General features: G+C 59.8%; 13 protein-coding genes. 9 read left to right on the top strand and 4 right to left on the bottom strand.

All coding sequences use genetic code 11. The features are described 5' to 3' along the window. Nucleotides 1-79 precede the first annotated feature (79 nt). Nucleotides 80-1,078, top strand: coding sequence for an AraC family transcriptional regulator (locus tag ACN0SC_RS01350; protein WP_417247869.1), 999 nt, complete (start codon nt 80-82; stop codon nt 1,076-1,078). 29 nt (nt 1,079-1,107) lie between these two features. On the opposite strand, the gene ACN0SC_RS01345 is transcribed toward ACN0SC_RS01350, so the two are convergent. Next, nucleotides 1,108-1,995, bottom strand: coding sequence for a LysR substrate-binding domain-containing protein (locus tag ACN0SC_RS01345; protein WP_417247868.1), 888 nt, complete (start codon nt 1,993-1,995; stop codon nt 1,108-1,110). 124 nt (nt 1,996-2,119) lie between these two features. Here ACN0SC_RS01345 and ACN0SC_RS01340 point away from each other — a divergent pair, with 124 nt between their 5' ends. After that, nucleotides 2,120-3,295 carry an MFS transporter gene (locus ACN0SC_RS01340; RefSeq protein ID WP_417247867.1) on the top strand — a complete coding sequence of 392 codons (1,176 nt, stop codon included), beginning with the start codon at nt 2,120-2,122 and terminating at the stop codon, nt 3,293-3,295. 94 nt (nt 3,296-3,389) lie between these two features. On the opposite strand, the gene ACN0SC_RS01335 is transcribed toward ACN0SC_RS01340, so the two are convergent. Beyond that, nucleotides 3,390-4,181: a hypothetical protein gene (locus tag ACN0SC_RS01335; RefSeq protein WP_417247866.1), complete on the bottom strand. Its 792-nt coding sequence runs from the start codon at nt 4,179-4,181 to the stop codon at nt 3,390-3,392. 686 nt (nt 4,182-4,867) lie between these two features. Between ACN0SC_RS01335 and ACN0SC_RS01330 the strand changes: the two genes are divergently transcribed. From ACN0SC_RS01330 to fcl, 7 genes are all read left to right on the top strand, one after another. Further along, nucleotides 4,868-5,206 carry a hypothetical protein gene (locus ACN0SC_RS01330; RefSeq protein WP_417247865.1) on the top strand — a complete coding sequence of 113 codons (339 nt, stop codon included), beginning with the start codon at nt 4,868-4,870 and terminating at the stop codon, nt 5,204-5,206. Then, complete coding sequence (locus ACN0SC_RS01325) at nt 5,194-5,757, top strand: helix-turn-helix transcriptional regulator (RefSeq protein WP_417247864.1); 564 nt, start codon at nt 5,194-5,196, stop codon at nt 5,755-5,757. The genes ACN0SC_RS01330 and ACN0SC_RS01325 overlap by 13 nt, the downstream gene beginning before the upstream one ends. Further along, the gene (locus tag ACN0SC_RS01320; RefSeq protein WP_417247863.1) at nt 5,757-6,845 is read left to right on the top strand and encodes a hypothetical protein; all 1,089 of its coding nucleotides are present in this window, start codon (nt 5,757-5,759) and stop codon (nt 6,843-6,845) included. Before ACN0SC_RS01325 ends, ACN0SC_RS01320 begins: the two co-directional genes overlap by 1 nt. A gap of 346 nt (nt 6,846-7,191) precedes the next feature. Next, nucleotides 7,192-7,761: a hypothetical protein gene (locus ACN0SC_RS01315; RefSeq protein WP_417247862.1), complete on the top strand. Its 570-nt coding sequence runs from the start codon at nt 7,192-7,194 to the stop codon at nt 7,759-7,761. A gap of 761 nt (nt 7,762-8,522) precedes the next feature. Continuing rightward, nucleotides 8,523-9,923, top strand: a complete 1,401-nt coding sequence (locus tag ACN0SC_RS01310; protein WP_417247861.1) for a WcaI family glycosyltransferase — start codon at nt 8,523-8,525, stop codon at nt 9,921-9,923. A gap of 28 nt (nt 9,924-9,951) precedes the next feature. After that, nucleotides 9,952-11,070 (top strand): GDP-mannose 4,6-dehydratase, encoded by a 1,119-nt coding sequence (gene gmd / locus ACN0SC_RS01305; protein WP_417247860.1) that lies wholly within the window; start codon nt 9,952-9,954, stop codon nt 11,068-11,070. A gap of 3 nt (nt 11,071-11,073) precedes the next feature. Next, nucleotides 11,074-12,006, top strand: a complete 933-nt coding sequence (gene fcl / locus ACN0SC_RS01300) for a GDP-L-fucose synthase (protein ID WP_417247859.1) — start codon at nt 11,074-11,076, stop codon at nt 12,004-12,006. Nucleotides 12,007-12,075: 69 nt separating this feature from the next. On the opposite strand, the gene ACN0SC_RS01295 is transcribed toward fcl, so the two are convergent. After that, complete coding sequence (locus ACN0SC_RS01295) at nt 12,076-12,339, bottom strand: spike base protein, RCAP_Rcc01079 family (protein ID WP_417247858.1); 264 nt, start codon at nt 12,337-12,339, stop codon at nt 12,076-12,078. A 66-nt stretch (nt 12,340-12,405) separates the two neighbouring features. Next, a complete protein-coding gene (locus ACN0SC_RS01290) occupies nt 12,406-13,692 on the bottom strand; it encodes a hypothetical protein (protein ID WP_417247857.1) in 1,287 nt (428 codons plus the stop codon). Between the last annotated feature and the right edge of the window lie 44 nt (nt 13,693-13,736).

The following is a 13,736-nucleotide window of genomic DNA, read 5'->3' as shown; positions in this document are numbered from 1 at the left end:
AGGAGGCCGCTGGGCACAATAGCTACACCTAGATGGGCCATCTCAAACGTTGGCCTTTCTGAGCGAAAGGAAGACAGGCATGAGACCTCTTCCCATTTTTGATACCGCCGTTGTCGGTTCGCGTCAGGCTAGTGAATTTTGTGTGAAAGACTGGGACGAAACATCGAATTGGTTGGGTCGGAATGTTACCCCTCTCAAGCTCGAGCCAACGGGTGAGATCAAGGCACCCGAAGGCGCGGTTCATTATCTCAGCACTGGCCGCATCAGGTTCACGCGCACGTCCTATGGCGCACGCACCTCCGTCGATATCGAGGGCTATTCAGGTGCGCCTGTTGTTGCGACCACGAATATCTATGGTCATGCGACACCCGCGCTTGACGGTCAGGAGGCTCGGGTAAACGGGCCTGACATGAGTTTTGTCTTTGATCTTTCCGAACGCAGCCACCATAGCGAGTTGAGTGAGGACAATGTTCAGCTTCAAATGTCGATTGATCCCAAGGCACTCGACGAAATCAGCCTGAACTGGTTCGGTCATATTCCCCATCGGTCGACATGGCAGTCCCGCACCAGCTTTGGTGGCAGTGGGACGAATTGGCATGCCTGCCTGCACTACCTCCTAAGTCTGGTCACTGAGGCTCAAGAACCGCTGCCGTGCCGGACCGTTCGGCATATCGAAGAGACTGCCTGTGTGAACCTGCTCGAAAACTGGGCGGCGCAATGCGGGGTGGATCTCGGTGCGAATGACCACGTTGTTGTGCCGCGCGTCGTCCGCATGGCGGAAGATTACATCGTTGCGAATGCCGCCGATGCTCCGACACTGGCCGAAATCGCCGCCGCGCTTGATATCAGCGTTCGTAATCTCTCGATGAATTTCAAGAAATACCGTGGCTGCACACCTGGTCAATTCCTGCGGATGCAAAGGCTGAAGGTTGCGCGCGAGGAGCTTTGTCTGGGTGGTGACGGCAAGACCGTGAGCCAGATTGCCGCGAGCTTGGGCTATATCCACATGGGTGAGTTTGCGAAAGCCTACCGCGAACTCTTCGGCGAACTGCCGTCGGATACGCTAAAGCGCGCATAAGCGGCGTGGCACCGCGGAAACCGTGGCGGTCACTGGCCGTTCGCGGGTTCCCGAAAGGTGTCGAGGCACCACGACCAGACGGTATCGAGTGCGGGGCGGGAGCGTTGCGCCTTTTTTCTCACGAGGTAGTAGTCCCGATCCGACCCGCCTGATGCGCGGCCTGCCTCGATCAACCGTCCCGCGCTTAGGTCGTCTTTGACGAAAGCGCGGCTGACGACGGCCAGCCCTTGCCCTGCCAATGCGGCATCAATCGCAAGCGAAATCTGGTTGAACACGGGGCCGGGCAAGCGATCCTCCGTGCCGAAATATTTCTGCCAATGACCATAGGAATCGTGTAGCAACGGCATGGTGCGGATGTGCGCGGGCGTGAGATCACCAGACACATTCCCGAGCAGATGCGGGTTTCCGACGATGATGAAATCCTGACGGAAGAGCAATTCCGCATCCTGCCCGACAGGGAAGGGGGGGCGGGTTTCGCGCACGGATATGTCCACCTGATCGCGGTCGAAGTCGGTGACATCGACCGTTGCAATGGTGCGGATTTTTACATCGGGAAGAATGGCGTTCAGCGACGGTAGGCTTTGTATCAGGAGGCGGGTCGCGAAGGTGGGCGTCACGGAGATCGTCACGCTGTCATCCCCCTCGCTGATCTGGTCGGTGGCGCTGCGCAGGATGTCGAAGGCGCGCTTGACCTCCGCATGATAGACCGCACCTTGCGAGGTCAGTGACACGCCGCGCGGCAGGCGGGTGAAAAGCGCCTGACCGAGATGCTCTTCCAAGAGGCGGACCTGTTGCGCCACGGCGCCCTGCGACACGCCGAGGTCTTCGGAGGCCGCGCGAAAATTCAATCGCCGTCCCGCCGCCTCAAAGGCGCGCAGGGCATTCAGGGGGGGCAGGGACTTTCGAGTGTTGCGCATGGATAGCCTGTAGATTTTCTACACGATAGGGCGTTTCGATCTGACGCGAAACCCCCGTGCGTTTGGGCTATGCAATGCACCAGTTCATGTCCAACCGACAGAGATCCATTCCAAGGCTATAAAAATGACACAACGCACTGCGGCCCTGCCGACCTCCTACTCGGTGATCATTGCTGTTAGCAGCACGCATCTGATCAACGACCTGATCCAGTTTCTGCTGCCTGCGCTCTATCCCGTTCTGAAGACGCAATATGCGCTGAGCTATTTCCAGCTCGGCCTTCTGACGCTGGCGCAGCAGATCACCGCCTGCATCCTGCAACCCGTTCTGGGGCTTTACGGGGATCTGCGGCCCAAGCCATATTCATTGGCAGTCTCGCTCAGCATCGTTGCAATTGGCGTTATCATGCTCGCCACGGCGGGCTCCTTTACGGGGCTCTTGCTGGCCTCCGCTGCGCTCGGTCTCGGCTCGGCGCTGTTTCACCCCGAAGCATCACGCGTGTGCCGCATGGCATCGGGTGGGCGTCTTGGCTTTGCACAGTCGAGCTTTCAGGTGGGCGGCAATCTGGGCACTGCCTTTGGCCCGTTGGCCGCCGCGTTGATCATCCTGCCGCTTGGCCAGTTCAGCACCATCTGGTTCAGCCTTCTGGCGGTTGTCGGCGTTATCCTGCTGTTGTGGGTCGCGCGGTGGTTCACCCATCATATGCGCACGGTGCAAGCCTCCGCCGCGCCTATCATTGGGCCCAACCTGCCGCGCAAACGCCTGATCCTTGCCTTCGCGGTGCTAGGGGCGCTGCTGCTGAGCAAGTTCGTCTATATCGAGACCTTCAAGGCTTATTACATCTTCTTCCTGATCGAGAAGTTCGGCATCGGCATCCCCCACGCGCAGGGTCTGCTCTTCGTCTTCCTCGCTGCGGTTGCGGTCGGCACATTCATGGGTGGCCCCGTCGGGGACCGCATCGGGCGCAAGAAGGTCATCTGGGTGTCCATCGTCGGCGCGCTTCCCTTTGCTCTCGTGCTGCCGCACACCCCGCTTTGGGCCGCCGTTGCCCTGAGCATCATCGTCGGGCTGGTCCTGTCGTCGGCCTTTTCGGCCATCGTGGTCTATGCACAGGAACTCATGCCGCAAAAGGTCGGCATGGTGGCGGGCTTTGTTTTCGGCTTTGCCTTCGGGATAGGTGCGCTTGGCGCGGCGGCGCTTGGGGCACTGGCCGATATCATCGGGATGCAGCAGGTCTTCGTCTATCTTTCGTTCCTGCTCTGCCTCGGGTTCCTGACGGTCACGCTGCCCGACCTCGATTGACTATGTGTAATGTGTAACGAGTATCGTGGTTACAAAAAGGTGCGCCCAGGACATTCCAGGGCGCACCAATTTTTAAAGCTTAAGTGGATCGAGCTTAGTTCTGGCCGAGGGCCTGAATGATCCGCGTCTGGTCGATCGGAAGAACAACCGCGCCGTTGGATGCGACGATATTGGCGGTCCTCAAGTCGATGCAGCGGCCCTTGCCGAAGACACGGCTCGAGGTCGCGATACGAACGGCTTGGATGGCCAGATCATTGGCGATCTGCGTGCCAACCACACGTCCTACGACGACGTTGTTCTTGTCGACAACGTTCAACCCATTGTAGCTGCCGCTATTGCCGAAGCTCTGGCAATGGACGGAGCCACCTCCACCGAACAGGCCGCCAAATGCGCCGCCGTTGGTTCCGCCATTGGTGCCGCCGTTGGTTCCACCATTGATGCCACCGTTGGTTCCGCCGTTCGTGCCACCGTTCGTGCCGCCGTTGGTGCCACCATTGGTGCCGCCGTTCGTGCCGCCGCCATTGGTGCCGCCACCATTGGTGCCGCCGCCGTTCGTGCCACCGTTGCCGCCAGTGCCGCCGAGAATGCTGGCAACGCCATCTACGACATCATCCGTGCTATTACCTAGGCCGTCGTTACCTGTGACGCCGCCAACAACGCCGCCCACAGTGTCGCCAGCAGAGTCGACCGTGTCTGCAACGGAATCGACGACGTCATCTACCGAGCTTCCGAGGCCGCTCACTGCGCCGCCTACGGAACCGCCCACGGCGCCGCCAACAGCGCCCGTGACGCTCTCGACCACATCGCCCAGTCCACCAGCATTAGCGGGCGAGCTCACAAGCAGGAGCGCCGTCGCGGCAGCCGAGACAAAAAGTTTGGTGCGCATTGCAGTCTTGCGTGTATTAGTTTTTGTGAAATCCAGCATTTGAATACCTTCACTTCCCTCATTTGAGTGTTTGAGCTTCATATTGAGTGCTGGGCTGACCTGCCGTCTCCAAAATAGACCGTTGGCAAGCGTCCTCACGTCATCGCCGACTTAGTGTCGACGCCGAAGGACTTTAAACCCTGCTCCCCACAGCTGGGCGTTCACTTGATCAACGGTCGCATCAAGGAAGCAGATAAGTCCGACCCGTCGCTACCGTGCCTTACGACACACGAAAAGGTTACGGGGCTGATCGGGGGAGACCAATCATCAGGACGGGCGAAAACAGGCCGTTCACCCAAAAGTTGTAAGGTGCATTTCAAGCGCCGATTAATAATTGTGCAAAACATATGCGGATCGGCGCTAATATTTTGAAAATTTTTCAATAATTTCGTTGAAATTCAGCCTGATACTTGTATCTTGGATGTGTATTTTATTGCAGTTATTGGTTGATGTCCGTTCTCATCCGTAAGGCCTAAAAAAACGCTTTCATCCTTAAGTATGGTAGCCCATTCCACCAGGAGGCGAGATAATGAGCAGCGTAATTCATGCGAAATCAACCGCGCCTTTGCGGTATTTTTTCGTCCTCGAACGCGGTCCGGATTACGGGTGCGCGCGCGAGGTTATCGGTGTGTGCAGGGCGGACGTTTATGAAAAGACCACTTCAAGGCATCAATCGATGGCGCGGGCTCGGGATGGCGGTTGCGTCGTTCCTGATCGCGCTCTTGGTTTGCGTCCCACTCCCCTCCGCAGCGAATTCGCAGACGAGCAGTCTGTCCCACTCTCAAAACAACAACGTGAATGCAGAGTATCAGGGCTATTTGGCGGTGATCCATTCGTTGACCAAAGAAGGATACACCGTGCTCGTCGTGGAGCGCACCATGCTCAAAAGAATCCGCATTCTCTCACGAAAAGGACCCTCGGTGCGTGAAACCATCGTGTCGAGTTCAACAGGCATCGTATTGCGAGATAACACGTGGCTAGAATAGAACCCACTAATACAGACAAAAAACCGCGCACATTTTCGCGTGTACCGAAACTCGCCATTCCCGACCGCGCCATTCTGATTTCCCAAGTCATTTTTACCTCCCTCTTCCTGTTCAAAATCTTGGCGGACTATCTGGCGCTTCCGCTCTACATGGTCCCGTGGTCCGTGATGGAGGGCATCGAAATCACAGCGAGCATCGGCATGTTGCTTGGCGTGTTCACGAGCTTTGTTCTCGTGTCGCAAGGGCAAGCGCGGGTCAAATCGGTCGAGAAGAAGATCGAGGCCGCGTCGGGCGAATTGAATGACTATCTGGTCAAGCAGTTCGATGACTGGGCGCTCAGCCCGACTGAACGCCATGTCGCGGTGCTGTTGATCAAAGGGTTTTCCAATCAGGAGATCGCGGACATTCGCGGCACCTCGGAATCCACCGTCAAATCGCAGGTCACGACGATCTTCCGCAAGTCGGGGGTCTCTAGCCGTGGCCAGCTGGTGACATGGGTGCTTGAGGACGTGATCGACAGGCTCTCTTCCGATGCGCCTGTGGCGACCTGATGCGTCTGCCAGTTCTCCTCGCGCTCCTCGCGCTACCGCAGGCACTGGCGGCACAGACCATTAGCATTTCGCAATTTACCTTCCGCGACAACGACGGCAACGGCATCTATGACATTGCTGACGCGCCCTTCGTCGGGGCGGAGGTGGTGCTGAACTTCGACGGGCGGGGCATCCGCACACACAGCAACCTGAACGGGTTTGCGAATTTCGTGCTTGGCGCTGGAAGTGAGGATGCGGATATCCGTCACGAGGGCAGGGGTGTTTTGAACCCCGTTGCGCCGCGCGGGATGTTCTTTTCTTCTGACGCAAACGCGCGCGTATTCGATGCCATCGCGGTCCCCGACAGTGTCAGCGGGCTTGCCGTGCAGCCGACATTTCCCTTTCTGGGCCTTGCGGTCTCGCCGCAGGTCACTGTCCATGCCTATGACGCCATCGCACTGACCTGCTCTCACGGCAGTGACACGCAATCCGTGCCTTTTGCCGATCATAGCTTTGCAAGCTGCGCAATCCCGCCCGATCTGGCGGAGGAGGATTGGCACATTTCCGTGGAGTTTACCGATGGCGGCACGCGCGATCTCGGAAACATTGTGCCTGGCTTTCGCAACATCATCCTCTCCGCGCTCGTCGACAGCGCCGCACCCGAGGCGTCCGCGCTGAAGATGGAGGGGTTCGATACGGTTCTAACCACGCGGGACGTGCGTGAGATGCCGCGGCTGGCGGACGGGCTGACGTTCCACAATCTCGTGGTCGCACACCGCAGGTTCTACGGCGGGCCGGGTTATGTGAATTGCGTCACCTCGGGCGAGTTTCTCGCCTACACCTCATCGGGCCATCCCGCCACGATTTCCAAGAGCGGGGGATTCGTTCCTGTCTCTATGGAACTGGGCTATGCATGGGACGGGGCGGGCGAAGGTCATGCCATTATCGAGGGCTATCGCGACGGAGAAGTTGTTCACAGCATCAACCTGAAACTGTCCACGTCCTACCCCGTCACATTCCTGCCGCAATGGGGCCACATTGATCGAATGGTCATACGACATTCGTCCTATTGGCAGGTTCTCGTCGACGATTTCACCTACACCGATTAGGCGAAAGGCATAGAACTTTCGTCTAATTGGCCTCCGCCGACAGATGGAACGCCCCCAACCCCTCCCTTCGGGCCATAGAAGTCGCGCTGCGGATCGCGGAATTTGTTTCCTGTGATCGCTCTGTGCCAATCCCCCAGTGGTTCGGTCGTGGCAAACACGACAACGACCTACGCTACCACAATTGCAGTGACCTGTGGGTGTGGGGCGGTCACACAAAATTCTGTCTGGAGGACCAAGGCCCGTTTCGGCCCTGTCTCCGAAATGAGAGTTGGAGGGAAACGCGATGGTTTACGAGCCGATTAGCATGGGGGCACCGTCCCAGTTCATGGACAGGATGTCTCAAGTCATGCGGCACGCGATCGATGGGGCTGCGGCGCGCGCCATGCGCAAATCTCAGGAGGAGGCACCCACTTTGGTTGATGTCCTCGACGAACGTGCCGAAATGCTCGAAAGTCGCGGTGTGCTGTTCAACACGGCCATTCTGGAGCAGACCGACATCGTGATCTATGCGCCCGATGAACTGGAGTTTTCGCCCGAGCTTTCGACGCTGAAATCCTTCGCCCGTTCCCTGCGCATCACGCATGACAAATCCTTCGCCGAAAGCGCGATGACGGCAAGCAGCGCAAAACATCGCATTCTCATTTTCGCGAATGTCACGGATGCCTATGACGCCGTGGACTGGCTCATGCGGGTGCGCAAGCTCGATCCCGAACTGGCGATCATTGTGACCTCAACCGAATTTTCCTCCAACGATCTGACGACCGCTCGCGCGGGGATCTGCGATGCCTCCCTTCGACAGCCCTACACGACGGTCAACCTCGCGCTCGGCGTCACTGCTGCGTTGAACAACAATCGCGAGATCAGAATGCGGAGCCTCGAAGATCACCTCGATGCGGGGATAGTCGCCGCCGAGTGATGCCTGTGCCGTTTACGGCGCAAACCACGTCTTAAATTGGGCGGTTCCAAGCAGTTCACTTCTGCAACCCACCGCATACCGTTTCCGCCCAATTACCTGCGCGTAGGTCTCTTACCTGAGATCTACGCGCTTTTTTTCTGGGATCGTGCATCAGGGACGTCCATCTCGCCCCTGTCGAGTTGGCCATTTTAAGTCCTCAGCACCAGATCGCCGTCCTGTTTTTTGCCCCGAAAATCTGACGCTCCACACGGATTGAGAGCGTTTTAAGGTGGGTTTTTACGGTAGTTTACGCGAGGGAATCCTTCATATTTCCCCAAGAAATACACGCTTAAGGTGATTTCATATTTGTAAAGTTCGCGCAAAAGGTTGACAGAATATCGCCTCAGATTGAATGATATTGCGGAAGGCGATGCCTATTGTTGGTCGTCTTCGTGTGAGTTGCTGGGGCTTTTGGTGTCCTGCCTGCGATCAAAACAAGAGGCGCAGGTGTGAGGAGGAGGACCAAGAGTCTGGAGTGGTGAACCACGGGTTCCTCGGCGCCGTTTTTTGTGCGGGGCCATGCTGTCCATCGGCATACGGGGTCTGTGCAGCGCCTCACGCTTAACTCTTAGCGGGGTTGGGGAAGGAGGAAACGGTATGACGATGTTTGCACACCCGCCCGCAATCCCGACAGCGGCAAAACGATGCCCCTCTCGCGCGCTCCCGCGCCGATGTAATGGACCCAGACTGGTGCCCTTTACGCGGTTGCGGGGGGCATTTGGATGAAAGACACAGCTGATTTCCCGAACAGCGCGCATTGGACCCCCACACATATCCCAGCCCTGAGAAGCGGCATCAGAGAAACGGCTGAACAGCCCTTCTCCGACCATATGATCGTGCACTTTCTCGGCCTGAATTACGCCCCCGACGAGATCGGAACGGCGGTCTACTCCACGGGGCTGGTGGAGGAACTGGCCCGACGCGGCCATGAGGTTACGGCGATCTGCGGCCATCCCTACTATCCGCAATGGCGCAGGCGGGCGGGCTGGCCCGCGTTCAGCTATCAATCCGAGACCTCGCGCAACGGCGCGCGGGTCATTCGTTGTCCGATCTATGTGCCGCGCGTCCTGCGCTTCCTGTCACGTATGGCGCACTACCTCAGCTTCGCCGCCACCGCCTTTCCTAGACTTCTGGCGGAAGGTCTTCGCAAGCGCCCGGATGTCGTTCTCGTCGTCGCCCCTTCGCTGGTCTCGGCCATTGGCGGGGTGATCGCGGGGCGTCTGCGCGGGGCGAAGCTCTGGCTCCACATTCAGGATTTCGAGGTCGAGGCGGCCTTTGCTACGGGGGCGCTTGATCCCAACAGCCTTCTGGGCCGTATGGCGCTGCGCTTTGAAAACGCGATGTTGCGGCGCTTCGATATGATCAGTTCGATCTCCCCGCAGATGCTCGACAAGCTGCGCGAGAAAGGTGTCGATGAGGCGAAAATTCTTGAAGTCCGCAACTGGGCCGACCTGTCGCGGATCAACGTGGTAGACAACCCCGCACCGATGAAAGCGGAACTGGGGATCACCACGCGCCATGTCGCCTATTACTCGGGCAATGTCGCCGCCAAGCAAGGGTTGGAGATCATCCCCGACGCGGCACGCATCCTCGCCCATAGGGACGACCTGACCTTCGTGATTTGCGGGGAAGGCCCCTATCTCGACACGCTCAAGCGCAAGGCGGCGGGGCTGCACAATGTGACGTTCTTGCCGCTCCAACCCGTCGAACGGCTCAACGAGGCGCTTGGCATGGCCGATCTCCATCTCCTGCCCCAGATCGCGGGGGTGGCCTCGGCGGTGCTGCCGTCCAAGTTGACGAATATGCTCGCTTCGGGCCGCCCCGTCATTGCCACGGCGGAGCCCGACACCGCCTTGGCACGCGAGATCGAGGGCGCAGGCATCGCCACGCCTCCCCAAGATGCCAAGGCTTTCGCAGAGGCCACCGCCGCGCTGCTTGATGATCCCGCACGGCGCAGGGCGCTCGGAGTGCGGGCGCGGGAACTGGCCTTGGAGAACTGGAGCATGCATCGCAGCATCAACCGCCTTGAGCATCATATGCGGCGCATGGTCGAGACAGCTCGCCCGCGTGCATTGCGCGCAAGCGACCAACAGGCCATAGATAGTCCAGTCCATCGCATCTAAGCTGATCGACGCGATACAAAGGGTTGGTATGAAAAAGGCACTGATAACGGGAATCACGGGTCAGGACGGGTCGTACTTGGCGGAGTTTCTGCTCGATAAGGGCTACGAGGTTCACGGGATCAAGCGGCGTGCCTCGCTGTTCAATACGCAGCGGGTGGATCACATCTACGAGGATCCGCACAGTGATAAGGCGCGGTTGAAGCTGCATTACGGCGATCTGACCGACACCTCCAACCTCACCCGTCTGCTGTCGGATATCGAACCTGATGAGGTCTATAACCTCGGCGCGCAAAGCCATGTCGCGGTCTCTTTCGAGGCGCCCGAATACACGGCGGATGTGGATGCAACGGGGACGCTGCGGCTTCTGGAGGCGATCCGTTTTCTGGGGCTTGAGAAAAAGACACGCTTCTATCAGGCCTCGACCTCGGAGCTTTACGGCAAGGTGCAGGAAATCCCGCAGCGCGAGACCACGCCCTTCCACCCGCGCAGCCCTTACGCGGTGGCGAAGATGTATGCCTATTGGATCACGGTAAACTACCGCGAGAGCTATGGCATGTATGCCTGTAACGGCATCCTGTTCAACCACGAGAGCCCGCGGCGCGGCGAGACCTTCGTGACGCGGAAGATCACGCGGGGGCTGGCCAATATCGCCATGGGGCTGGAGCCGTGCCTCTACATGGGCAATATCGACGCGCTGCGCGACTGGGGCCATGCCAAGGACTACGTGCGGATGCAGTGGATGATGCTGCAACAGGACGAACCCGACGATTTCGTTATCGCCACGGGCAAGCAATACTCGGTGCGCGAGTTCATCAGGTGGAGCGCGCGCGAGCTTGGCGTCGATTTGGAGTTCTCGGGCGAGGGCCTGGACGAGATCGCCACCGTTACTGCGATCACTGGTGACATGGCCCCCGCGCTCAAAGTGGGTGGTGTGGTGATGCGGATCGACCCGCGTTACTTCCGCCCCGCCGAGGTGGAGACGCTTCTGGGTGACCCAACAAAGGCGAAGGAAAAGCTCGGCTGGGAACCCGAGATTGCCGCGCAGGAGATGTGCGCGGAGATGGTCGCTGAGGATCACAAGGCCGCCCGCCGCACCGCGCTTCTCAAGGAGCACGGGCTTGAGCTACCAGTCTCGCTGGAGGGTTAAGGGATGGCATATGACCTGACGGCAAAGCGCATCTGGGTCGCGGGGCATCGCGGGATGGTGGGGGCCGCCGTGGTGCGGCGTCTGGCGCGCGAGGACTGCGAGGTGATCACGGCGGGCCGCGAGGTGCTGGACCTGACGCGGCAAAACGAGGTCGAGGCGTGGATGGCCGAGACCCGTCCCGACGCGATTGTCATGGCGGCGGCGAAGGTGGGCGGCATTCTGGCCAATGATACCCGCCCCGTCGATTTCCTGATCGAGAATATGCAGATCGAGACCAACATCTTCACCGCCGCCCATGCGGCTGACGTGGAGCGCTTCCTCTTTCTCGGCTCGTCGTGCATCTACCCTAAGCGGGCCCCCCAGCCGATCCCCGAGGACAGCCTGCTCACGGGGCCCTTGGAGCCGACAAACGAATGGTATGCGGTGGCCAAGATCGCGGGGATCAAGATGGCGCAGGCCTATCGCAAGCAATATGGTCGCGATTGGATCTCTGCTATGCCTACCAATCTCTATGGACCTGGCGACAACTACGACCTGAACACGAGCCACGTCCTGCCCGCGCTTCTGCGCAAGTTCCACGAGGCGAAAGAGGCGGGTGCGGATCAGGTGACGCTCTGGGGCACGGGCACGCCGCTGCGCGAATTCCTGCATTGTGATGATCTGGCCGATGCGCTGGTGTTCTTGCTCAAGACCTACTCGGGCGCGGATCACATCAACGTCGGCTCTGGCGTGGAAGTCACCATCCGAGAACTGGCCGAAACCATTGCCGATGTGGTGGGCTACGAGGCCGAACTGGTTTTTGACACCTCCAAACCCGACGGAACCCCGCGCAAACTGATGGACAGCGCGCGCCTCCACGCGCTCGGCTGGAACAACGCCCGAAACCTGCGCGACGGGATCGCACAGACCTATGAGGCGTGGCGCGCGCAGCCATGAGAAACCCGCCGCCAAGCGCCAAGGCGCGCGGGCGACGGGGAGGGAGTGTGATGTGTCGTTGACGGCTGCTCAGACGGTGAAGGCGTGAATGCCTGACGCACTCGTGCCCGTGGCATGAACCTGCGTGACGCCGATGGGAACGATGGCCAGATCGCCGACCGTGAAACTGCGCGTCTCGCCCTTGATCGTGTTGACGGTCAGCGTGCCGCCCGTTTCGACGTAGAGCGCCACGGCGGTGGTCGAAAGGTCGGTGCTGTCGTCGGGCACAACGGGCAGGATATCGGTTGCGGGGCCATTGAGGGATGCGGCGCGCCCTGCGAAGGGGTTGGTCATGGGAATTCTCCGTTTTGTTGGGTGGTTTGGTGGCGGGCGCGCAATCCGCACGCGCCGCATTTGTCCTCAGGAGGACGAGAAGGCGCTTGCCACGATCTCGTAGCCTGAGTCGTTGAGGTGGACATCATCGGAGCGTAGCGAGCGCGGGACATAGCCGTTGGCGATGTCGGCATTGTCTTCGGGCGAGCCGTTGCCTGCCGCCTTGAGCGCGCCGAGAAGGTCCACGAATTTCGCGCCATAGGTCGTCGCCAGATCCGCGTTCAGCCCCTCAATGTTGGAGACCGCCGAGGCGCTATCGGCCGCGCTGGTCAGGATCGCGCCGATCCGCACGCGGTCGTGGTCGAGGTGATTGACCATCGCGGCAATGTCGGATTGGACCTGCGCTGTCTGCGAGAAATTGTTGCGCCCGACCCAGATCCACGCGGTGCGGTCGGCATATGTGACCGCGCTGTCAGGGATAAAGGTGGTGCCCGCAGGCGCGGCCACGGCAGGGCCCGCAAGCGAGCGCGTAAAGGTCCAGTTGCCGGCGGCATCCGTTTCCATCACGCCATGCACCCCCGCAAGCGTGCCCGCAGCACTGCCCGTGTAGAGACCGCTGTCATAGAGGATGTTGGTCGATTTCGACAGGACGGCAAGCGCAGGTTCCTCCGACACGGTGACGTTGGAGATACGGATCGTGCCCACGCGCACATGCGCCATGAACAACAGGCTCGTCGCTATGGAGGCATTGGCGCTGCCTACTTCGAGCGTGACGGAATGCGTGCCGCTGCTCGACACCGGTTGCACCGCCGCCCAGCCGCCCGTTGCCGCCTCTTCGGCGTAGGAATCCGTCAGGCCGACCTCGATCCATGGCGCGCCACCAAGATCGAGTTCGAAGGTCACGGTCAGCCTGCGCCCCGATTGAAATGTCTCGTCGAGCCAGACCTGCGCCCCCGATTGCGAGGTGCCGATGGCCTCGATCACCAATTTGCCTGTGGCGGTGTCGGCATAGATCGTGGCGGGCGGGTTGGCCGCCTTGCGCGATTTCCAGCGCCCTAGCCCCGCCGTGAAATCCCACTCAGCGCCAAAGCGGGCAGGGATTTCGTTGTCCTCCACCGTGACAGTGATCGGAACGCCGCCCTGACGCGCGGCCACTTGGGTCGAGCTTTGACCGCCCACGCCGAGGTTCGCCACATCGCGGGGCGGGGTGTGGCTTGCCGCAGCCATCGCGGGGTAATTCGCCGGTGGCGCACTCGCGCCTGCTCCCGCCGTCAGACTGTCTCCCCAAGCCGCAACCGCACCGGCATTTTCCCGCCTCAAACGTTGCGCATAGCCCAAAGCCAGCGCGGTGAAGGAACTTCCCAGACCCATCATGATGACATTTCTCCGACCTAATATCACATCAACCTCGCGTCGAA

The sequence above is a fragment of the Celeribacter sp. genome (genome assembly GCF_048261515.1).
Lineage (GTDB): Bacteria > Pseudomonadota > Alphaproteobacteria > Rhodobacterales > Rhodobacteraceae > Celeribacter.
Note: the sequence above shows the minus strand (reverse complement) of the source record. Positions and strands in the feature narration are given on the sequence as shown.